General features: G+C 67.4%; 14 protein-coding genes. 3 read left to right on the top strand and 11 right to left on the bottom strand.

Features of this window, described 5'->3' with window-relative positions; genetic code table 11:
• Positions 1-11 precede the first annotated feature (11 nt).
• Positions 12-902 (top strand): alpha/beta hydrolase family protein, encoded by an 891-nt coding sequence (locus tag ACUWEX_RS01985; RefSeq protein WP_445996948.1) that lies wholly within the window; start codon positions 12-14, stop codon positions 900-902.
• Here the strand turns inward: ACUWEX_RS01985 and ACUWEX_RS01980 are convergent.
• From ACUWEX_RS01980 to ACUWEX_RS01950, 7 genes are all read right to left on the bottom strand, one after another.
• On the bottom strand, positions 825-1,916 hold the full coding sequence (locus ACUWEX_RS01980) for an ROK family protein (RefSeq protein WP_445996947.1): 1,092 nt from the start codon (positions 1,914-1,916) through the stop codon (positions 825-827). The two genes, ACUWEX_RS01985 and ACUWEX_RS01980, sit on opposite strands and share 78 nt — an antisense overlap.
• A 3-nt stretch (positions 1,917-1,919) precedes the next feature.
• The gene (locus ACUWEX_RS01975; protein ID WP_445996946.1) at positions 1,920-4,745 is read right to left on the bottom strand and encodes a CIA30 family protein; all 2,826 of its coding nucleotides are present in this window, start codon (positions 4,743-4,745) and stop codon (positions 1,920-1,922) included.
• Positions 4,746-4,782: 37 nt separating this feature from the next.
• Positions 4,783-7,290, bottom strand: coding sequence for a glycosyl hydrolase 2 galactose-binding domain-containing protein (locus tag ACUWEX_RS01970; RefSeq protein WP_445996945.1), 2,508 nt, complete (start codon positions 7,288-7,290; stop codon positions 4,783-4,785).
• A complete protein-coding gene (locus ACUWEX_RS01965) occupies positions 7,287-8,111 on the bottom strand; it encodes a carbohydrate ABC transporter permease (protein ID WP_445996944.1) in 825 nt (274 codons plus the stop codon). Before ACUWEX_RS01965 ends, ACUWEX_RS01970 begins: the two co-directional genes overlap by 4 nt.
• The gene (locus ACUWEX_RS01960) at positions 8,108-9,046 is read right to left on the bottom strand and encodes a carbohydrate ABC transporter permease (RefSeq protein WP_445996943.1); all 939 of its coding nucleotides are present in this window, start codon (positions 9,044-9,046) and stop codon (positions 8,108-8,110) included. The genes ACUWEX_RS01965 and ACUWEX_RS01960 overlap by 4 nt, the downstream gene beginning before the upstream one ends.
• Positions 9,047-9,126: 80 nt before the next feature.
• A complete protein-coding gene (locus ACUWEX_RS01955) occupies positions 9,127-10,428 on the bottom strand; it encodes an ABC transporter substrate-binding protein (RefSeq protein ID WP_445996942.1) in 1,302 nt (433 codons plus the stop codon).
• 175 nt (positions 10,429-10,603) lie between these two features.
• Entirely contained in the window at positions 10,604-11,515 is a 912-nt protein-coding gene (locus ACUWEX_RS01950) for a LacI family DNA-binding transcriptional regulator (protein ID WP_445996941.1), read from the bottom strand.
• Between the two features lie 96 nt (positions 11,516-11,611).
• On the opposite strand from ACUWEX_RS01950, the gene ACUWEX_RS01945 reads away from it, so the two are divergent.
• The gene (locus ACUWEX_RS01945) at positions 11,612-12,841 is read left to right on the top strand and encodes an ROK family transcriptional regulator (protein ID WP_445996940.1); all 1,230 of its coding nucleotides are present in this window, start codon (positions 11,612-11,614) and stop codon (positions 12,839-12,841) included.
• A 102-nt stretch (positions 12,842-12,943) separates the two neighbouring features.
• The gene (locus tag ACUWEX_RS01940; RefSeq protein WP_079726597.1) at positions 12,944-13,960 is read left to right on the top strand and encodes a glycosyl hydrolase; all 1,017 of its coding nucleotides are present in this window, start codon (positions 12,944-12,946) and stop codon (positions 13,958-13,960) included.
• Between the two features lie 22 nt (positions 13,961-13,982).
• Here ACUWEX_RS01940 and ACUWEX_RS01935 read toward each other — a convergent pair whose 3' ends face one another.
• From ACUWEX_RS01935 to ACUWEX_RS01920, 4 genes are all read right to left on the bottom strand, one after another.
• The gene (locus ACUWEX_RS01935; protein ID WP_159449462.1) at positions 13,983-15,569 is read right to left on the bottom strand and encodes a carboxylesterase family protein; all 1,587 of its coding nucleotides are present in this window, start codon (positions 15,567-15,569) and stop codon (positions 13,983-13,985) included.
• Between the two features lie 153 nt (positions 15,570-15,722).
• A complete protein-coding gene (locus ACUWEX_RS01930; RefSeq protein WP_079726595.1) occupies positions 15,723-17,849 on the bottom strand; it encodes an RICIN domain-containing protein in 2,127 nt (708 codons plus the stop codon).
• Positions 17,850-17,920: 71 nt separating this feature from the next.
• Positions 17,921-19,447, bottom strand: coding sequence for an arabinosylfuranosidase ArfA (gene arfA, locus ACUWEX_RS01925; RefSeq protein WP_445996939.1), 1,527 nt, complete (start codon positions 19,445-19,447; stop codon positions 17,921-17,923).
• Positions 19,440-20,819 carry a family 1 glycosylhydrolase gene (locus ACUWEX_RS01920; protein WP_445996938.1) on the bottom strand — a complete coding sequence of 460 codons (1,380 nt, stop codon included), beginning with the start codon at positions 20,817-20,819 and terminating at the stop codon, positions 19,440-19,442. Before ACUWEX_RS01920 ends, arfA begins: the two co-directional genes overlap by 8 nt.
• Positions 20,820-20,822 lie beyond the last annotated feature (3 nt).

Raw genomic sequence — 20,822 nt, 5'->3', positions numbered from 1 at the left:
CCCTTAACAGAATGCAGAAGAACGCGGGATGCCGGTGGGTCGAGGTTCACGACGACGAGACCGGGTCCCCCTTCCCCGTGTTGGTGATGTATCCGACCGACTCGCCCGAGCTGCCGACGACGCTCGGCCCCTACACCGAGAGCGTCGCGCTCGACGCCGCGATCGCCCCTCCCGCCGACGGGTCGCGCTATCCGCTCGTCGTGCTGTCACACGGCAACGGCGGCTCGCCCCTGCTCTACCGTGACCTCGCGGCGGCGCTGGCTCGCGCCGGTTTCGTCGTCGCCGCACCCACGCATCCGGGCAACAGCATCGGCGACAACGCCTCCTACGGGCGGGTGGCGAACCTGGTCGACCGGCCGCGGCATGTGGTTGAGGTCATCCAATTCATGCTGGATGACCCTCGTTTCGCGTCGGTGGTGAGGCCCACGGATGTCGGCCTCATCGGGCATTCGATGGGTGGTTACTCGGTGCTCGCGGCCGCGGGCGCGGTGCCGACGGCTTTCGCGCGCGAGACCGAGTCGGGCGAACCCGAGAGGCTGCACCCGCGCACGAGTCGCCGCGTCGGTGCGCTGGTGTTGCTCGCGCCGGCGACGCCGTGGTTCCAGGAGGAAACGGCGCTGCGCAACGTGGAGGTGCCGATTCTGCTGATGTCGGCCGAGCACGACAAGCACACCCCCGCGTGGCAGGGCGATATCGTGCTCGACGGTGTGCCCGACCGGGCGCGCGTGCGGCACGAGGTCGTCGAGAACGGCGGGCACTTCTCGCCCCTCACGCCGTTCCCCGAGGTGATGCAGAACGCGAGTTTCCCGCCCTCTCAGGACCCGTCAGGCTTCGACCGCGAGGCTTTCCACGCCCGCATGAACGCCGACGTCGTCGCGTTCTTGACCGACGCCATCGGCTAGTTCGCACTGCGCGGGCTCCGGCTCGACCGTGCCCCGGAGCGCCAGGTCCGACGCCCGGTGCACCAGTGCCGCGGCACCAATCAACGGCCCGTCTCCCGCGAGACCCGTCGGGCGGATCGTGACGGCGGAGGCGTAGGGGAACAGCGCGCTCTCTTCCGCCGCCGCCCGCACCAAGTCGACATAGTCGGGCGCCACATTCGCAAACCCGCCACCGATGGCGACCGCCTCGAGATCGAGCAAGGTCGTCACGTTGCTGATCGCCAACCCGACAGCTTCGGCCGACCGCCGCACGGCGGCTCTCGCGACGGGGTCGCCGTCGGCGTACGACGCGGCCAGCTGCTCGCCCGTCTGCCCGAGCCATCCTCGGCTCTGAGCCCAGGCCACCGTGCGAGGCCCGGCCGCGATGCCCTCGAGGGTTCCCGAGTCGCTCGGGCCGCCGGCATCCGCGGGTCGCAGGCGCAGCTGGCCGATGTGGCCCGCATTGCCCGACGCACCCGAAACCATGGCGCCATCGAGGATGATGCCGCCGCCGACGCCAGTGGACACGACGATCGCCATCGAATGGCGGGCACCGCGGTTGGCGCCCCGCCACCGTTCCGCCAGCGCGATACAGGTGCCGTCGAGACGCAGGATCACCGGCATGTCTAGGGCTTCGGTGTGCCGCTCCGCCCGAACCGCTGCGGTGATCACATCGACGACCGGGAACCGGTCCAAGGCCGGCAGGTTCTTGGGTGAAACGGTACCCCGCGCCAGGTCGACAGGGCCGGCGGATCCGATGCCGACACCGACGATTCGGGCGCCGCGCGGCGCGGTCCGCAGCACGTCGGCCACCACCCCGACGATGTTGCGTGTCAGCCCGGCGGCATTACCGACTCCACCCGTGGCGGCCCGCGCGGTGCTGCCCGGCACGAGGAAGCCGTGGTCGTCGACCAATGCCGCAGCCACCTTCGTGCCACCGATGTCGACGGCGAGCGCGAGAGGACTGCCGTGGTGCGAGGGATGAGTCCCGACCATGTGTCAGCCCGTCCGGCCCCGGCGTCGTCGAGAGGCGGCGATAACGAGGCCCGCTCCGAGAAGGGCTAGTGCGAGGACCCCCAACACTCCCCCGTCCGCACCGGAGTTCGCGAGCCGCGCGTCAAGACCCTTGCCAGCGTTGGGCGCTGCGCCTTCGGCCCCGGCAGCGTCGGGATCGATGAGGACAGGCGACTCCGTCGACGGAGGAAGCGTCGGCGAGGGAGACGGAGTGGGCTCGGTCACGGGTGGCACCACGGCCGCCGGTGCGACCAGTCGCACATCGTCCACCGAGAGGGTCCCCGCGCCCGACCCGCCGAGGTAGAACGAGAACTCGGTCACCTGGGTCGGATCGAGCACACCCTCACCGGCCCAACTCGGCGGCGCGAAGTCGTCGAAGGGGATCTCGATCTCGGTCCAGTCGGCGCCTGGCATGGCAACCGTCGCCTCCCAGAACGCGCCACCGGCCACGAATTGCACGCTCAGGTCTTGGTCGGGACTGCCTCCGCGCGCCGTGAAGGCTATCGAGTCGTATCCCCACCAATCGTCGGGCGCCGCGAGTTTGTGCGTGACGCCGGCATAGCCGGGGCCCGCGAGGTCGTAGGCGAAGTCCGCGGTCTGCCCGTCCGGGCTGGAGCCGTCACCCTCGGGAGCTTCTGCCAGCGCACCGGCGATGGCACCGCCACCCGTGTTGCGCACGTAGGCCGCGTTCACCGACGCGGCGTCGGCATAGGACTCGAAGTCCTCGATGACGCGATCGGTTTCGGGCAGTGGCGCCGCCTCGAACGTCGCTGATCGAGGGTCGGAGACCGTCTCGCCCGTGCCGTTCACGGCCACGACCGTCCACACATACGTGGTTCCGGGCGCGAGTTCCACGGCGGGATCGAGCGTCGTGCCCCGCAAACCGGTCAGGGCGACGAGCGGTTCCTCGGCACCCTCGGCGCGCAAGGTGAAGCGGTAGTACGCCGCATCGGGGGCCTCCGTCCAGACGAAGCGCGGGGTCGCACGCACACCCTCGGCGCCGTCGGCGGGCGCACTCAACGCGAAGGCTCCCGGCGCCGACGTCGGCACCGCGGCGGCCGAGGACAGCGTGACGGATGCGAGAGCCACTCCGGGCATCAGCGCGACGCGAACGGCGGATGCATCCTCGAACACTCCGGTGTCCACAACGTCTCCCACGCTCGCACCCTCGACGCGTTGCCAACCCGCGTCACCGCGGCGAACCTCGATCGAGATGCTGCCGGCAGGGGCGGCTCCGGCCGCGGAACGTACCTGCACGCGGTTGATCCGCTCTCCGGCCCAGGTGATACTGCCGCCCGATCCACCGGCGCGGGCGATCGCGCCCCGCGGCGTTCCCTCGAGCACCACGCCGGGGTGTGCGGACGCGAGCGAGAAACTCTGCAGCGGATCGACGAGCAGGTCGGCGTCAGCCCCCGGCTGAGCGGTCTCGGAAGCCGGCCCGACAGAGCCGTCGAGCTTCACTGGAACGACCCGGTAGCGCGAACCCGGGGTCGACGCGAGGTCGGTCGCGGGTGAGGCCTCGGCCGGGACGGCTCCCGCTCCGAGAGACGTCCACGTGATCCCATCCGTCGACACCTCGACACGGTAGGTGGCGGCCCCTGCCGTTCCGCGCCACGCGATCTCATTCACCCCGTTGACGTTGTCGACCGATGTGATGAGGGGCTGCCCAAGGGCCAGCGTGCCCGTCTCGGACCTGAGCGCGCGGCTGAAGCCCGTGATGGCGACGACCTGCTCACGCATTTTCGCCGTTGTGCCCGGATAATGCAGCGTGAAGCCGTCGTCGTGGGGCACGAACCCGCCGCGGTCGTTGTGGCCGAAGAGGGACCACAGCATCATTCCCGAGACGTCGTCGTTCGCGACGAGCGGGTCGAGCAGCGCGGGCGACGCCGAATTCGAGCCGTATTCGCCCGCGACATAGACTTTTCCCGCCGCGACGACGGCTGCCGCATCCGCTGTCACCTTCTGGGCGGTCGGCGGGTAGTAGTGCACATCGACGATGTCGAGGTCGGCCGAGGCCAACGTGTCGGGGTCGATGTCGAAGCGGCGGCCGGCCGACACCAGTTGTTCGGGCGCGCGTTCGCGAATGAAGGCGACCTGTTCGTCGATCCAGGGCAGCGTCATCCCCTCGAGTTCGTTGCCGAGCTCCCACGCGAGGATGGTCGGGTCAGCCGCATACGGCACGCCGGTCAGGGTGTTAGTGCGGCCGACAATTCGGTCGACGTACTCCTGGTAAGCGCCGATAGCGGCACGATCGGTGTAGAAGTCGGCCGATTGCAGCCCCAGGGGCGTCGTGAAATCCCGGTGCCCGCCGTGGTAGTACTCCCATTCATCGGTCAGAGGCAGAATGAGCCGGATGCCGCGCTCCCCCGCATAGGCGATCGCGAAGTCGATGGTCGCGAACGCTTCCTCGTTGTATTCGCCGAGGGACGGCATGATGGCGAGCGGGTTGGCGTCGTTCTGACCCGTGGACGTCATCATGTGCGACCGCAGAACCGTCAGCCCCATCTCGTCGGCCGTGTCGATGGCGTCCTTGATGCGGAAGAAGGTCGGATAGTCGACCCCGCCCACGTTCTCGTCGAGTCCCAGCCAATAAGCGTTCGCCCCGTTGAACCGGAAAGGTTCGCCGCCGAGCCGCAAGGTGGCACCGTCGCGGGTGACGAATTCCGTGTTCTGGGACGTCCAGTCCGCGGGCGCCGCGCTCGCGGGGGCGGTGGCAGCCCCCGCAAGGGTCAGCGCCGTGAGCGATGTCAGGGCGATCGCGCCGGTCGCGACCGCGGCGATCGCTCGGGTCGTCAGGGTGGGTGGTGTCATCGTGGGCTCCTTCGTCCAGCGGTGAAAACGTCGGGGCTCAGCGCCAGTCGGCGACGAGCTGGTTGGCCGTGCGCACGACGCGTGGCGAGGCGAGCGCCGAAGCATCCACCTCGGCGTCGAGCCGCACATAGAACGTGTGCGTCTCGCCGGGCAGTAGCGTGACGAGCATGTCGTCGACCACGGCGTCGGGCGATACCTTGTCGACGAGCAGGGCCAAGTCGCGCACCAACACGTCGGCGGTCACCGTCACGGCGTAGCCGTCCGATACGCGCTCGACCTCGACACGCGGGTTGGCTGCCTCGATCGACGAGTCCCGGCATTCGGTGTAGAACCAGAACGCGCGGTCGCTGCCGACCGTCGCCACGAGCACCTCGCCCGCCGGGTCGGTGGCCTGCGCGACATCCGTCGTCGCCTCGATCAATATCGACGAGCGCGGTTCGAGGGCCAAGGCCGCGGTCGAGGAGGCCAGCACGGTGCCGTCGAAGGCGAAGCGGGTGATCTCCACCGTGTCGGCCCAGGCATCCGGCCCGTCGTTGACCACCGAGACGGCGAGCGAGCCACCCTCACGCGGCTGGATGGTGACAAGCCGGTCGGCGTAGACGTGCTTCAGGGCATAGAGCAACGGTTTGGCCCGGCCGTAGCCGTCGACCGCGGCCCATGACGTCACGGGCCAGCAGTCGTTCAGCTGCCAGACGACCGTGCCCATGCAGCGCGGGCTGAGCGACCGGAAGTGTTCGATCGCGTAGGTGACCGCGTTGGCCTGGTTGAGCGACATCGCCCAGTGCCAATCTTCGGTGTCATCGGGCAACGGCAGGTGCGCGACGAGACCGTCGGTGAGCTTGTCGTTGCCGTCGGTCGCCTTCTGGTGCGCGATCATGCCGGGCGATTCGGGCGTGAGGGGGCTGTCCGAGATGGCGCGTTCGATCGTCGACCATGTGGCCGGGCCCTGCCACCCGAACTCGGCGACGAATCGCGGCGAGACATCGCGATACGCCGGGTAGTCGACGCGGTTCCAGTGCTCCCACAGGTGCACCGAACCGTGGTCGGGGTCGTTGGCGGGAATGTCGATACTGCCCGACCAGGGCGACCCCGCCGTGTAGGCACGGCCCGGGTCGAGCTCCGAGACCAGACGCGGAAGCAGGTCGAGATAGTAGCCGAGCCCCCACGTGCGACCCTGCAGGCGTTTGCCCCAGCCCCATTCCTCGAAGCCCCAGATGTTTTCATTGTTGCCGTTCCAGAGCACGAGGCTCGGATGCGGCATCAAGCGGGTGATGTTGTCGCGCGCCTCGGCCTCGACCTCGCTCCAGAGCGGCTCTTCCTCGGCGTAGCTCGCGCAGGCGAACAGGAAGTCTTGCCACACCATGATGCCGCGCTCGTCGCACAGCTCGTAGAAGTCGTCGCTCTCGTAGTAGCCGCCGCCCCAGATCCGCAGCAGATTCATATTGGCGATCTCGGCCTGATCGAGGCGGGCGCTCAGGCGGGCACGGTCGACGCGTGTCACGAACGCGTCGTCGGGAATCCAGTTCGCGCCGCGCACCCAGACCGGTTGACCGTTGACGACAAAGCGGAACGAGGTTCCTTCAGCATCCGGTTCGAGTTCGACGACGACGGTGCGAAAACCGATGCGCAGGGCACGGATGTCGAGCTCGGCGTCGTCGGTCGGCGCGCCATCCACAACGCGCACGGTCAGGTCGTAGAGCGGCTGCTCGCCGAAACCCCTCGGCCACCACAGGTCGACGTCGTCCACCTCGAGCTCAACCGCGACCGACGACACGCCACCCGCGGGGACCGCTCCGGTGACCGGCACCTCGGCGCGGACTCCCGCAACCTCGGCGACGACCGTCACGGCACGATCATCCGACCGTTCGACGTCGACATGCACCGAGACGCGGCCGCGCGCGGGCGCATCGACCGTCACGATCGGGCGCACGGCTCCCAAACGCGCACCCTGCCACGACTGCAATGTCACGGCCTTCCACATTCCGGCCGACGCGGCGTCCAGCCCCCAGTCCCACCCGAAATTGCAGGCGGCCTTGCGGATGGCGTTGAACGGGTGGAAGTACGTGTGCGGGCGGTAGCCGATGTCGAGGCTGGCCTGATCGGCGAAGGCGACGGGCGACCCGAAGCGCACGACCAACTCGTTGTCGCCCTCGACCAGCAGCTCGGCGACCGGCAGCCGGTAGGTGCGGTGCTGGTTGCGCGTCGACGCGACCGTCTGGCCGTTGAGGAGCACCGTCGCAACGGTGTCGAGGCCCTCGAACACCAGATCGTGGCGGTCACGGCCATCCGCATGCCACTCGAACGTGGTGCGGTACTCCCAATCGCATTCGCCGATCCACGTGACCTTCTGCTCGTTGCGGTCGAGATACGGGTCGGGGATGAGGCCGGCCTCGAGCAGATCGGTGTGCACGAGGCCCGGCACACGGGCCGGGACCGAGACCTCCCTCAGATCGGCGGGCACCGGGCCGCGCAGAGCCCGCAGCGACCAACCGTCGTGCAGGGTGCGCGTGATCACGGTGGACAGGTCGGCGGTGGTGAGGGTCATTTCGTTGCTCCTGAGGTGAGGCCGTTGTAGATGTATCGCTGAAGAAAGAGGAAGGCCAAGAGGGTGGGGATGATGACGAGGATCGTTCCGGCGGCGATGACTTGCCATTGCGAGCCGAACGGGCCCATGAAGCGGAAGAGCGAGGTCGAGATCACCCCGAGCTCCTGCGACGGCATGTAGAGGAACGGGATGTAGAACTCGTTGTAGATGGCGATGCCCTTGATGATGATCACGGTGGCGATCGCGGGTTTCAAGAGCGGCAGGATGACGCGCCAATAGATGGTGAATCGGTTCGCGCCGTCGAGCATGGCCGCCTCGTCGAGTGAGACCGGGATGGACGACATGAACTGCAGGAAGATGTAGATCGCCACGATGTCGGTGCCGGCGAACAACAGGATGGCGGCGCCACGCGTGTTGAAGAGGTCGAGCGCCGAGATCACCTGGAACGTGGCCACCTGTGTGGTCACGGACGGCACGAGGGTGGCCAGGAGGAAGAGGCCGAGCACGAGCTTGCGCCCGCGGAAGCGGAAACGATCGACCGCGTAAGCCGCCATAGTGCCGATCAAGATCGTGCCCGCCACCGAGACGACCAGGATGATGCCCGTATTGATGAACCCCATCACCATGCCGCCCTGCGAGAACGCGGTCACGAAGTTCTCGAAGTTCAGCCAGTTCGACGGCGGCGTGAGCGGACCGGTCGTGCGCTGCTCCTGGTCGGTCTTGAAGGCCAGCATGAAGATCGTGACGAGGGGCACGATCGCGAACAGGCTGGCGACGATGAGCGATAGGTACTTGAGGGTTGTGGCGACCGTGCTCTTCACGATTCATCCCCTCTCTCGTCGGGGAACACCCGACGCTGGACCGCCGTGATGACGAGGACGATGATGAGCAGAACCACGGCCATGGCCGATGCGAGGCCGACCTTCGAGAATTTGAACGCCGTGTTCACCGTTTGGATGACGAACGTCTCGGAGCCGTTGGCGCCGCCCGTCATGATGTAGGGCATCTCGAAGGCCGAGAGGGCACCGGCGATGGCGAGGATGAACGACAACCCGAGGATGCGTCGGATGCTCGGCAGGATGATGAACCGGAACTTGTGCCACGAGTTGGCTCCGTCGAGATCGGCCGCCTCGTACTGCTCGGCGGGAACCGACTGGATGGCCCCCAGGAAGAGCACGAAGTTGAGGCCCATGTAGCGCCACACCGACGTGCCGGCCAGCGAGATGTTCACGAGCGACGGGTCGCCCAGCCACTGGCCGGGGTCGTGGATGCCGACAGCCGCAAGCAGCGCGTCGAGGGTGCCGCCCGGCCGGAAGAAGTACAGGAAGACCAGGCCGATCGCCACCCCGTTGATGAGGTAGGGGAAGAAGATCACGCCCTTGAACAGGTTGCGGAAGCGCGTCTTGAAGCTCAGCAGGGTGGCGAAGTACAGCGCCAGCACGAGCTGCGCGATGGCGCCCGCCAGGTAGTACAGGCTGACGAAGAAGACCTGGAAGATCTCGGGCTGCGTGAAAATCCGGACGAAGTTGCCGAGACCGACGAACTCCATGTCGGGGTCGAGGCCGTCCCACGACGTGAGGCTGTACCAGAACATGTTGCCGACGGGAATGTAGGTCAGCACGATCAGGAACGCCAGCGGGATGATGAGGAACAGCCAGGGTGTCGTGCCCGAGCCGGTCAGCCGGTTGCGGCGGCGTGACGATATCGGCGCGAGCGCTCGGGCGGTCAGGGCCGGATCGCCCTTGAGTGTGGACATGCTTCTACCTTCGATTCGTTCGATGGTGGACGCCGTGGCCCCGCCACGCTGCGGGACCACGGCGCTTCGTGTGGAGGGCGCTACTTCGCGTCGACGGTGGCGCGAGCAGCGGCCCACCGGTCGTTGAGGTCCGCGAAGACGCTCTCCTTGTCACCATCCGCGGCGCCACGCGCCACGTCGATCAGCTTCTGCCGGTAGGTGTTGCCGAACAGGTCGATCTCGGCCTCATTGGCGATGTCGTTGATCACGGCTTCCTTGCCCACCGGGTCAGCGGCGAGCTCGATGTAGTTCACGCCGAGCTCCTGGAAGTCTTTGAGCGTGTCGGGAGCGGGGTCGCTCACGACGGGGCTGATCGCGCCCTGGCTGGCGGCGTATCCGGATTCGTTTGTGAACCAGTCGACCCATGCCTTCGCCGTGGCCTTGTTCTTCGAATACTTGCTGATCGCCAGGAACTTGTCCGAGGCGGTCACCGATGTGAACCCGGTGTCGGTCTTCCAGGGCATCGGCCAGAATCCGATGACGTCGCGGGATTCACCGGCTGCCTCAGCGGCATCTTGCATCTGGCTCACGGCCCATGAACCGAGGACCATCGAGCTGACCTCGCCCGACGCGAGAAGGTTCTTCGACTCTTCCCAGTTGGTGGTGGTCGGATCGGGTTCACTCAGACCGGCCGAGACCGTGTCGAAGAGCAGCCCGTCGATGTTGTACTGGTCGTTGCCCTCGGTCCACGGAGCGTCGTCATCGATCATCTGCGTGCGCACGGTGTCGCCCTGCACGGTGCCGAGGTTGCCCTCGATCGTGGCGAGCGGCCATCCGTCTTTGTAGTTCGTGTAATAGGGGATCGAACCGGTGGCTTTGACCTTCTCGAGCGCGTCGAGGTACTCCTCTTCGGTGGCGGGTGGCGTCATGATGCCGGCTTTCGTCCAGACATCTTTGTTGAAGACGTAGCCCATGGCTGAGCCGAATGTCGAGACGCCGTAGGCCGTGCCGTCGAACGAGCCCTCGTTGGTGAATCGGTACTTCTTCGACAACTCTTCGGTGCTGCCCATGGGCTCGAAGTAGTCGGCGTATTTGTCTTTGGTCACGTTGGACGACGGGATGAGGAGCACGTCGCCGTAGTCGCGGGAGTTGAGCCGGATCTTCGCGTCGCCCTCATAGTCGGTGAGCGCTTCGAATTTGACCTCGGTGCCCGGGTATTTCTTGGTGAACTCGGCGGCGTAGTCCTTGAACGTCGTGTCGACGAGGTCGGTCCTGTTCGTCAGAACCGTGATGGTGCCGGCCGGCTCGCCGTCGTCGTTAGCGGCGCCACCGGCGCAGCCGCTGAGGAGGAGTGCGGCGATGGCGGCGGTTGCTGCCACACCGAGGCTCGGTCTGATGGTCACGTGAACTCCTTCGTTCGGTGCGACGGGTGGGGTGGGTGCGCCGCCGCTGTGATCGAGTATGGAGGGGAATCGGTGCTCTTGCAATACATACATTACTAATTTATGTAACGGGCAAATAACGAAAAAGTGGCTCGTCGGAGGCTTTCGAGCCCGCCGACGAGCTGCAATGAGCCCGCTACGGCTGCGGCACTGGCCCTGTCGTGGCCCGCCGAACGAGCGTGGCGCGCGGCGCTTCCCGGTCGGCGGCCGCGTCGCCACTCAGGAGCGCGAGCAACGACTCCCCGGCCAGCTCGCCGATGCGTTGCACGTCGTGGCTGAGCGCCGAGAGGGCCGGCTCGGACAACTGACATTGCGCGGAATCATCCCAGGCCACGATTGAAACATCGCGCGGGGCGGCCAAACCGGCCTCCTGCGTGGCGCGCAGGCCGCCAAGCGCCATCTGGTCGCTGTCGAAGACGACGGCGGTCGGCGGTTCCGCACCTGCCAGCAGGGCCGACATCGCCCGCGCGCCCGACTCGAGCGAGTAGTCCCCCTCGATGCTCTGCAGCGTCAACTCGCGCTCGCCTCCCGCGCGTTCGAACGCCTCCTTGCGGGATGCCGTGTGCGCGAGCTCGGACGGGCCCGTGACATGCGCCAGACGCCGGTGACCGAGCGCGACGAGGTGCTGCACGGCCTGGTCCATGGTCTCGGCGTCGTTCGTCCAGATCGCGGGAAGACCCCGCGCGACCGTCGGCGAACCGAGCACGACCGCGGGCACCCCGGCGCGCGCGACCGCCGACAACCGCTCGTCCCGCGCGACCAGGTCGACCAGGATGATGGCGCTCACCGTCTGCTCGCGCACCCACCGCTCGATCGTCTCCAGCTCTTGCTCACGGGTCGGCAGAACGCGGATCAGCACCGAGAGCCCCTGCGGGCGCACAATGCGATCAATGCCGGCGATGACCTCGTGGTAGAACGGTTCGGCGCCGTAGACCTCGGAGGCGCGAACGAGGGTGAGCCCAACCGGGCGGTGGTTGGCGGTAGTGTGGTCGAAATCGAGGCCCATCGGCTGGCGGCCTTTCTTGTCGGGTCTGCGCGTGCGTTTCACGCTCTACGGGTACACGTTATGCCCTCGACAGGCGAAGGCCCTGCCGCCGCATGCGCCGGAGCGCGTCCCCCGATGACCACCCGACGAGGAGGAAAGATGGCCCGCCGCGAATCCATCCTCACCGGACCGGGCAGCCAGGCCCTGATCGTCGATCTCATCCGCTCGTCCGGGCCCATCAGTCGCACCGAGCTCACGGCCGCCACCGGACTCACACAGCCTTCGATCTCCAATATCGTCCGCCGCCTGATCGACGACGGAATCGTGCGCGAATCGGGTCGCACCCCCTCGCAGGGTGGCAAGCCGCGCACACTCCTGGAGATCAATGCGCGCGCCCGTTACGGCATCGGTGTGCAGCTCGGCTTCGAATCCATCACCATCGTCGCCACAGATGTGCGCGGAGGTGTCGTCGGTCGCCAACTGGTCGACGGCGCGGGTGCCGGCCAACCCGACGAGACCGCGGAGCGCATCGTCGACCTCTATCGAGCCTTCCTCTCGGGTCTGGGTCTCGACGCGGCATCAGTAGCCGGCGTCGCCGTCGTGACGCCCGGGCCGATCGCCCTCGCCGAGGGAGCCATCCTCGCGGCGCCGAGCCTGCCGCTCTGGGACGGATACCCACTCCGCGATGTGCTCGCCGACGCACTCGGCGTTCCCGTCATCATCGGCAACGATGCCGCGGCCGCCACCATCGGCGAATTCTGGAGCCGCCAGGTGAGCCGGAACGAAGCCTTCGCGTGCGTCTACCTCGGAACGGGCATCGGGGCCGGGGTCGTGCTCGACGGAGCGCTGCTGCGCGGCGCGAGCTCGAATGCGGGTGAGCTCGGGCACGTCACCATCCAGATCGATGGCGAGCCCTGCTACTGCGGCAATCGCGGATGTCTGGAGCGGTATGCCGCGCCCGGCCCCACGATCGCGGCGGCCCGGGCCGCGCGAGATGATCTCGACGACGTCAATCTCACGTTCGATCCAGCCTCCCTGTCCCGGGATTTCGACCAATTGGCTCGCGCGGCGGTGGGCGGACAGACAGTCGCGGCCGAACTCTTGCAGCGCTCGGCCGACCAGATCGCTGCGGCGACCGTCACGCTCGCGAACCTGTTCGATCTCGAGCGGATCGTACTCGCGGGGCCGGGCATGGCCGTGGCTGGGTCGGTGTATGCGCGGGCCATCCGCGAACGCTTGGAGCGGAGTTTCTTCGCGCGGAATGCGCATTCGATCGCGGTCGAGCTGTCGTCGAACCCGCGCGATGCGGCCGCGATCGGGGCTGCGGCCCTCGTATTGCAGGGTTCGATCGCGCCCGGTCATGGCCCGTCACTGATTCCAGCGGCTTAAATCATTTAATTAATTAAGTCTTGATTTGCGGCTCGACATCCGCGATTCTGGCGTCGAGGGGCACCGTCGCCTCTCGACGAAACAGATTCGGGGAACACAACAATGACGTTGAGAAAACGACTGTTCGCTGCCGCGGCCGCTACGGCCGTGCTCGCCGGGCTGAGTGCGGGAGCGGGGGCCACCGTGGCGCCCATCACCGATGCATCCGCTTTCGGCGCCACGAACAAGGCGCAAGTCTTGACCTACCTGCGCAGCATCGCCGGCACGAATATCGTGTCAGGCCAGCACAACAAGGAGCCAGCATCCGCGCCCGGCCAGTACACACAACAGGTGAAGGAGATCACGGGGCAATACCCCGGGCTGTGGGGAGGCGACCTCATGTTCCGCGCCGACGATGCGGCAAACCGCCAGCGGGTGATCGACCAGGCGAAGACCGAATGGAGGAACGGCTCGCTCGTGGCACTCACGTGGCACGCATGCTCGCCGACCGTCGGTGCCACGTGCGAGTTCGAGGGCGGGGTGAAGACGACGATCTCGAACGACCAGTTCACGCAGATCGTGACGGGCGGCACGGCCCTCAATCAAACCTGGCGCCAGCGGATGGCCGCCGTGGTGCCCTATTTGAAGCAGCTGAAGGATGCAGGCGTGCCGGTGTTGTTCCGCCCCTTCCATGAGATGAACGAAACCTGGAACTGGTGGGGCGGACGCCCGGGCGCGAACGGTGGATCGAAGATCTTCCAGCAGATGCGCGACTACTTTGACGCGCAGGGCCTCGACAACCTGATCTGGGTCTGGAACGTGCAGGACAATCCGGCGGGCGGTTGGGCGAATTACTACCCCGGCAGCACGTATGTCGATGTCGTATCGCTCGACGTTTGGTACAAGTCCTACCCATCGGCGGGCGACTACCAACAGCTGCAGACCATCGCTGGCACGAAACCCATCGCGATTGCCGAGATGGGCAAGGTTCCGGATGCCGCGTTCCTGAACTCCCAGACCCGGTGGAGTTACTTCATGATGTGGTCGGAGCAACTGCGGGCCAACAACAGGAACGCGCAGATTCAGAGCACGTACTTCAACGGTCGCGTCCTGAATCAGGGCGAGGTGGCCGTGGGTTGACGCGTCGCGCGCCGTTCGAGCCTCAGCGCACGAACAGCCGTCGCTCCTCGGTGAGCGGGTCGCGGACAACGCGCACCCGCTCGCCGAACAGCAGTGCGTCGCGGGAGGGGGCGTATTCGGGCCAGACGAGGTCGGCGGGGCCGGTGTCCGCGGGGCCGTCGGTGGCGGGCACTGGTATCGCCACGGGCTCACCGGTCCGAACAAAACTCGACCACGCGGATCCCATCGACGACGCGAGTTCGACGGGAGCACGCTCTCCGAGTTCCTCACGCGCCCAGGCCGTGTCGTTCACATGCCCGAAGACGAAAGGGAGTTCGAGCGAGTGGCTGGCGCCTCTCGCCCAGGTTTCGCCGTCGCTGCGCGCCCATTCGAAAAGATAGGAGCGAGTCGAACCCTGTCGCGAGGCGGTCGGCCCCGATGGGTCCGGCGTTCGGGCCGCTGCCACCACCCGTGCGTCGAGCATCCGCTGCGTGGGTTGCCGATAGAGCGCATCGCTGAGATAGGCCTCGAGTGCCCCGGCGGCGCCGGCTCCGGTGACGCCACGCGACGCCCACGCCTCGACGTATTCGTCAGGGGTGAACGTTTCGCGGCGCGCGGCAATCTCGGCACGCAGCGCGCGACGGGCCTCCTCGCCGGTCATCCCGCCGAGGTCGACGTAGGCCGACGCTTCGTTCAGGTTCGTGCCGAAGATGGCGTCTATGCCGGCCCCTCCCCCGGCCGCGATCACTCGAAGTGGTGTGTCGTGAACGACGCGGCCGTCGATGATCGGCCGAAAAGGCACACTGGGCCCCCGACTGAGCCCCGCCTGCTTCTCGATGACCCCGGTCTGAGCGTCGACGAGGGCCTGCGGCGGGATATCGATCAGCTGCTCGGGGTCGGTGCTGCCGCCAGGGAGGGCGCGCAGCAGCTCATCGGTCACGCCGGCGGCCTCATCCCGCGTGTGCACGCGTTCGGCCGTTGCACTCTGCACGATCACGCGCTGGAACGGCGCTCCGGCGGTACTTTCGGCGAGGAGCGTGGTGACGGCGACACCGCCCGCCGACTGCCCCATGAGTGTCACCGCGGTCGGGTCTCCCCCGAACGCAACGATGTCGTGCCGTATCCATTCGAGGCCGGCCAGGATGTCGATGAGCGCGAGGTTGTCGGCATCCGCGTAGTCCGCACCCAAAAGGTGCTCGAGGCGCAAATATCCGAATGCGCCTAGGCGGTAGTTGAGCGCGACGACGATGACGCCGTGTGCGGCGGCAAATTGGGCGCCATCACAGAGGGGGTGCGCGTTCGAGCCAAAGACGTGCGCGCCGCCGTGCACCCAGACGAGCACGGGTCGCGGAGACGAGGCGGGTTCGGCCGGGATCCAGATGTTGGCGTTGAGGCAGTCGCGTTCGTGTCGGGGCCTGCCTGCATCAGGGTCGTGCGGGTCGTTCCTCTGCCAGGCGCGGGGGCCGAGGGCGCTTGCTCGGATACCCTTCCAGGGCGTCGAGGGTTCGGCCGCGGCGAAGCGTCGCGTGACTTTCGCGACGGGCACGCCCAGCACGGCGACCGCCGGGCCGCCGGGCGTCTCGACCGGCAGCCCTTCGACGGCGCCAGCGGTGATGCGGTACGTGACCATGCTTCCCCCTACGGATGAAACGGACACACGGCTCGGCATCCGGCCGACTGCATCACTAATCTATTGCTCTGTGCCGCCGACAAGCGAGGGGCCGGACGGACCTGCAACCCGTTCGACCCCTCGCACTTTTTCCGCGGTTCTTCCTCGCGGAACCTACTGGATGCCCTCCTTCACGAGGCGCCACTGCTGTGTGGTACTCCCGTTGGCGGTGCGCTGTTGCGCGGCCGCGCCGTCGGCGGTGGAGGCGCCGGCGATCTCGAGCAGCTTGTTGCTGTTGGTGTTCTTGATGGTCCACCAGCCCGAGGCGGTTGCGAGCGTCCACACCTGGGTGGCGTTACCGGTCGGGCCCCACTGGGCGGCCTGCACGGCGTCGCCGGTTGCGGCGCCCGGGATTTCGAGCAGCTTGCCGCTGTTGTTGTTGATCAGCTGCGTTCCGCCGGTGACGGGTCGGGCGTTCCACACCTGGGTGGCGTTGCCCGTGTCACCCCATTGGCTGGCGAGCGCGCCGTCGGCCGTGGACGCACCGGCGATCTCGAGCAGTTTGGAGCTGTTGCGGTTGGTGATGCGGAACTGCGGGTCGGTCGCCGTGGCCGGCCGGTAGAGCTGGATCTGGTCGAGCTCGGCGAAACCGGTCCCCTTGGCGAAGGCGATGGTGTTGACGCCCGCGTTCAGGGTGACGGTCTTCTGGGCCCACAGGTAGCGACCCCAGTCGAAGGTCGCCGGGTAGGAGATGCTCGACGCCGTGCCGCCGTTGACGGACACGTTGTGGGTGCTCGTTGCCCCGGTTCCGTTGTCGTAGCGCACGTTGACCGTGTAGGTGCCGGCGGCCGGCGCCCGCACCGTGAAGGTCACCTTGCTCCCGGCGTTATTGATGTTGCCCACCTTCGACCCGTTGGCCGCATCGGCGTGGGTCACCAGGGTGGCGTCGACGAGCGCCGCCTTCTCGGCCTCGTACTGCTGCGCATCGAGCGGGATGGAGCCGACCCGCACGTCGTTGTAGGTAGTGGCGAGGTTTTCGACGTTGGTGGCGTGGTAGAGCGTGCGCCCGTCGACGCTGGTGTCGAAGCTCTGCGCGAAGCCCGTGAAGGTGCCGCCCTGAACATCGGCGGCGTCGTAGGTGACGCCGAACGGCAGGCGCTCCCACGGGCCTTCGCCCAGGTTGTAGTTCACGTAGAAGTTCTGCCCGCCGTCGATGGCGTTGGACGAGTTGAGGGCCCACTTCGAGGCGATCACGACCATGCCCTTGGGACCGCCGGTGGGCACCCAGCGCACGAACGGGGATGATCCGATGCCGCGGCCGTTGGCGAGTTTGACCTGGGTGCCGATGCTGGTCTCGGGCGACCAGGTGAGGCCGTCGGGAGAGTACTTGTAGTAGACGGGCGCGGTGTTCTGCGTCTGGCTCGGCCGGTTGACGACCTCGAACGTGGCCATGTATCGACCGTCGGGCAGCCGCGTGACCGTGATCATGCCGGGTCGGTCGCTCTGGTTGGTGGGTGCGGACACGTTCACGAGGGGACCCCAGGTGAGGCCACCATCGGTGGAGCGCCGGTAGGACACGGCCTGCAGCACGCCGTTGGCTTTCTGACGTTCGTCGGAGAAGTAGGCGACGAGGCCGCCGTTGGCGTCGACGGCGAGGGAGGGCTCCCAGACGGTCGTCGTCGTAGAGGTGGGGCTGGGGTCATAGACGGCGGGGCCACCCGAGTCGATGGTGCTCTGGTAACTCCAGGTCACACCGTGGTCGAGGCTCTTGTAGACGACGAGTCGGCTGCTCGAGCGGTCCTCGGGCATGATCATGCCGCTCAACAGCAGGGTGCCGGCGGGCAGGTTGCCGAGTTGGACGGGCACTTCATAGAGGAACGGCTGGGCGGTGCGCGTGAGGGTCGGGAACTGCACGCTGGGGTTGATGTCGGCCACTTTGGTCCAGCTGGCACCGTCGTTGGTGCTGCGATAGATCGGGTAGACCTGTTTGCCGTTGACCAACACGAGCTGGTCGAAGGTGGCGATCTGGGTGCCGTTGGCCGTGCCGCTGTTCTTCAGCACGAGGTTCTTGGCGTAGGTGGTGCCGGCCGCGCGCCCACCCTCGGGGTTGAAGGAGCTGCCGGCGGCGGGCGAGTAGACGAGGGCACCGTTGCCGGTGGTGACCGCCTGGGCGGGGGCTGCCCCGGCGAGCTGCCCCAGCAGGAGCAGCGCGATGGTGCCGAGACCGGCGACGGTGAATCGCCGTTTCGCTCGGCGCGGGGTGCGAACGACGTCGTCCACACCCGAAGAGACTGTGCTCATCTTTCCTCCGATAGTTGTCACTGATCCGGCGCGGATGTCCCGCCCCGGCGTTCCCCCACCCCCGGCAGTGCTCAGTCGGTCGGCGCGAGAAGAATTTCGGTCCACGAGACGGCGGGCAGCACGATCGTGATCGTGTCGCCGTCGCGCTGGACGCTGTCGTTTGCGTGCAGCTGCACGCGTTCGGGCTGCTGCAGCGTGTTGGCCGCGTGGATGTCGTCGTCGGCGAGCGTGCGGGCCGTCGCGTGCACGTCGGCCCCGTTCCGCCGATACGGCGCGAGGTCGATCGTCACGGTGACCTCGTCGTCGGTCGACCGGTTGACCAAGTAGACAGATGCCGCACCCGTCGTCTCGTCGTGCGTTGCGACCGCGTCGACCACGGGCACCGTTCCGTAATCGGCCGTGTCATAGGTCGGGCTCTCGACGGCCACGTCGAGGGCTGTGCCCACGGCGTGCTGAGACGTGGCGGCGAAGGGGAAGAACGTGGTCTGCTTCCACGCGGGCCCGCCCGGCTCGGTCATGATGGGCGCGATCACGTTGACGAGTTGCGCGAGCGAGGCGCTCGTCACGCGATCGGCGTGCTTCAGCAGGGCGATGAGCAGGCTGCCGAACACGACGGCGTCGGCCACCGAGTACTGGTCTTCGAGCAGGCGCGGTGCGGTGGGCCAGTTGTCGACGCCCTGGATCTTGTCGACGTTCTCGAAACGCGTGTTGTACCAGATGTTCCACTCGTCGAACGAGATATTGATGGTCTTGTCGCTGCCGCGCACGGCTTTGACATGGTCGGCGGTGGCCACGACCGAGTCGATGAAGTGGTCCATGTTCACACCCGACGCGAGGTAGCTGGGCAGGTCGCCCTTGTCCTCGTAGTAGGCATGGCAGGAGATGTAGTCGACGTCGTCGTAGGTGTGGGTGAGCACGACGCGCTCCCATTCGCCGAAGGTCGGCATGGTGGCGCTGGATGAGCCGCACACGACGAGTTCGAGGTCGGGGTCGAACGAGCGCATGGCGCGGGCGGTCTGGGCGGCCAGCTTGCCGTAGTCGTCGGCCGAGCGGTGCCCGAGCTGCCACGGGCCGTCCATCTCGTTGCCGAGGCACCACATCTTCACGCCGAAGGCCGACGCCCGGCCATTCTCGGCGCGTCGCTCGGCGAGCGCGGTGCCGCCCGGCAGGTTGGCGTATTCGAGCAGGTCGAGCGCCTCGAGGGTGCCCCGCGTGCCGAGGTTCACGGCGAGCATCAGCTCGCTGCCCACCTTGTCGAGCCACGTCTGAAACTCGTGCAGCCCGATCTGGTTGGTCTCGGTGGAGTGCCACGCGAGGTCGAGACGGCGCGGCCGATCGGCCACGGGCCCGACGCTGTCCTCCCAGCGGAAGCCCGAGACGAAGTTGCCGCCGGGGTAGCGGATGGCCGACACCCCGAGCTCTTTCACGAGCTCGATCACGTCGGTGCGAAAACCGTCGGCGTCGGCCGCGGGGTGCCCGGGCTCGTAGATGCCGTCGTAGACGGAGCGCCCGAGGTGCTCGACGAACGAGCCGAAGAGTCGGCGGTTGACGGCGCCGATGGTCTGGCGCGGGTTGACGGTGATGCGGGCGTTAAGCATGGTGGTCCTGAATGTGCGGGGCGCCGAAAGCGCGGGCGGATAGGGCGTGTTGCGTGTCTTCTGCGTGCCGGGCGGCCTCGGCGTGCTGCCGGTAACGGTCGGCGACGGGGTTCTTCTGCCGCAGCAGACCCGACGGACTCTCGACGAGGTCGTAGAGCCCCATGGTGAGCAGGTGGTCGATGCGCGGGTTCTCGGTGTGCCGGTAGGTCCACTCGTACATGTCGAAGAGCGGCCACCAGGTGTAGCCGACGACCTGCTGCCCCTCGGCGCGCATCGTGTGCACGAGTTCGACGGATGCATCGAGCCACTCGATACGCTCCGCCACCGTTCCGGTGACGCAGGTTTCGGTCACCATGACGGGCGCACCGTAACGCGCCGCATACGTCTCGAGCACCTCCCGCAGACCCTCGGTGCCGGCGTCGAATGACGGTCGCGGATCGGCGAATCCCCCACCGTGGTGCACCCCCGCCTCGAAGACCTCGGTGGAGTGCCGCGGGTAGTAGTTGACCCCCATGACGTCGGGGCGCACCGCGTTGTCGAGGAACCAGGTCAGCTCGGCATCCGTGCAGCCCTTGTGCCGCAGGGTGTCGAGCAGCGGGTGATGGGGGCCGACACCACCCGTGACGAGGTCTTCGACGAGGAAGCTTTGGTGTCGCAGACGGGTGGCGAGCTCGGCGTGTTCGGTCGCCTCGGCGTCGCCCGTGTAGCGCATGCCCGCGTCGACGTGCACAAAGGTGGCGCGCTCGCCGATCGAGCGGGAGATGGCTTGCTGGGTGAGGACGAACCCTTTCGACAGGGCCAGCGACATCTGCACGAACCCGTCGGCACCCGAGAGGTACGGAGGCCAGTAGCCGTATTCGCCCGAGAAGAGCGCGTGGATGACGGGTTCGTTGACGGGCGTGTAGTCGGTGACGAACGATCCGTATCGATCGGCGAAGCGCTCGGCGTATTCGGCGACATGCTGCGGGTAGTCGGGATGCGCGAACTGCCGCTCGAGCCACGCGGGCGTGCCGTAGTGCAGCAGGTCCACGAGGGGCCGGATGCCGTTCTCCTGCATGCTCTCGACGGCACGGTCGACGAAGCCCCAGTCCCAGACGCCCTTCTCGGGCGTCACGCGGTACCACGGCACGCCCCAGCGCAGCATTTCGGCGCCCACCGTGGAGGCGAGCGCGAAGTCGGTGTCGTACTGCTCGTAGTGCTCGGTCAGCTCGTATTCGTCGATGGCCCGTTCACCCGCGCGCGTCTGCGGCACGAAGGTGTCCTCGATGCCGAGGGCGAAGTGCAGCGCGCCGTCGGCGAACCACGGGGCCGCGGCCACACCGGGGGTGGCGACAGAAGCGGGAGTAGCGCTGGGCGCGGTCGGGTCAGACACGGG

It is taken from the genome of Okibacterium fritillariae (assembly GCF_052783725.1).
This window is presented reverse-complemented; position numbering and strand designations above follow the sequence as displayed.

Coding starts and splice junctions, on each gene's coding strand:
- ACUWEX_RS01935 (WP_159449462.1), bottom strand. CDS start 15,569: ATGGTCACGTACCGCATCACCGCTGGCGCCGTCGAAGGGCTGCCGGTC.
- ACUWEX_RS01980 (WP_445996947.1), bottom strand. CDS start 1,916: ATGGTCGGGACTCATCCCTCGCACCACGGCAGTCCTCTCGCGCTCGCC.
- ACUWEX_RS01940 (WP_079726597.1), top strand. CDS start 12,944: ATGACGTTGAGAAAACGACTGTTCGCTGCCGCGGCCGCTACGGCCGTG.
- ACUWEX_RS01985 (WP_445996948.1), top strand. CDS start 12: ATGCAGAAGAACGCGGGATGCCGGTGGGTCGAGGTTCACGACGACGAG.
- ACUWEX_RS01945 (WP_445996940.1), top strand. CDS start 11,612: ATGGCCCGCCGCGAATCCATCCTCACCGGACCGGGCAGCCAGGCCCTG.
- arfA (WP_445996939.1), bottom strand. CDS start 19,447: ATGCTTAACGCCCGCATCACCGTCAACCCGCGCCAGACCATCGGCGCC.
- ACUWEX_RS01960 (WP_445996943.1), bottom strand. CDS start 9,046: ATGTCCACACTCAAGGGCGATCCGGCCCTGACCGCCCGAGCGCTCGCG.
- ACUWEX_RS01970 (WP_445996945.1), bottom strand. CDS start 7,290: ATGACCCTCACCACCGCCGACCTGTCCACCGTGATCACGCGCACCCTG.
- ACUWEX_RS01975 (WP_445996946.1), bottom strand. CDS start 4,745: ATGACACCACCCACCCTGACGACCCGAGCGATCGCCGCGGTCGCGACC.
- ACUWEX_RS01930 (WP_079726595.1), bottom strand. CDS start 17,849: ATGAGCACAGTCTCTTCGGGTGTGGACGACGTCGTTCGCACCCCGCGC.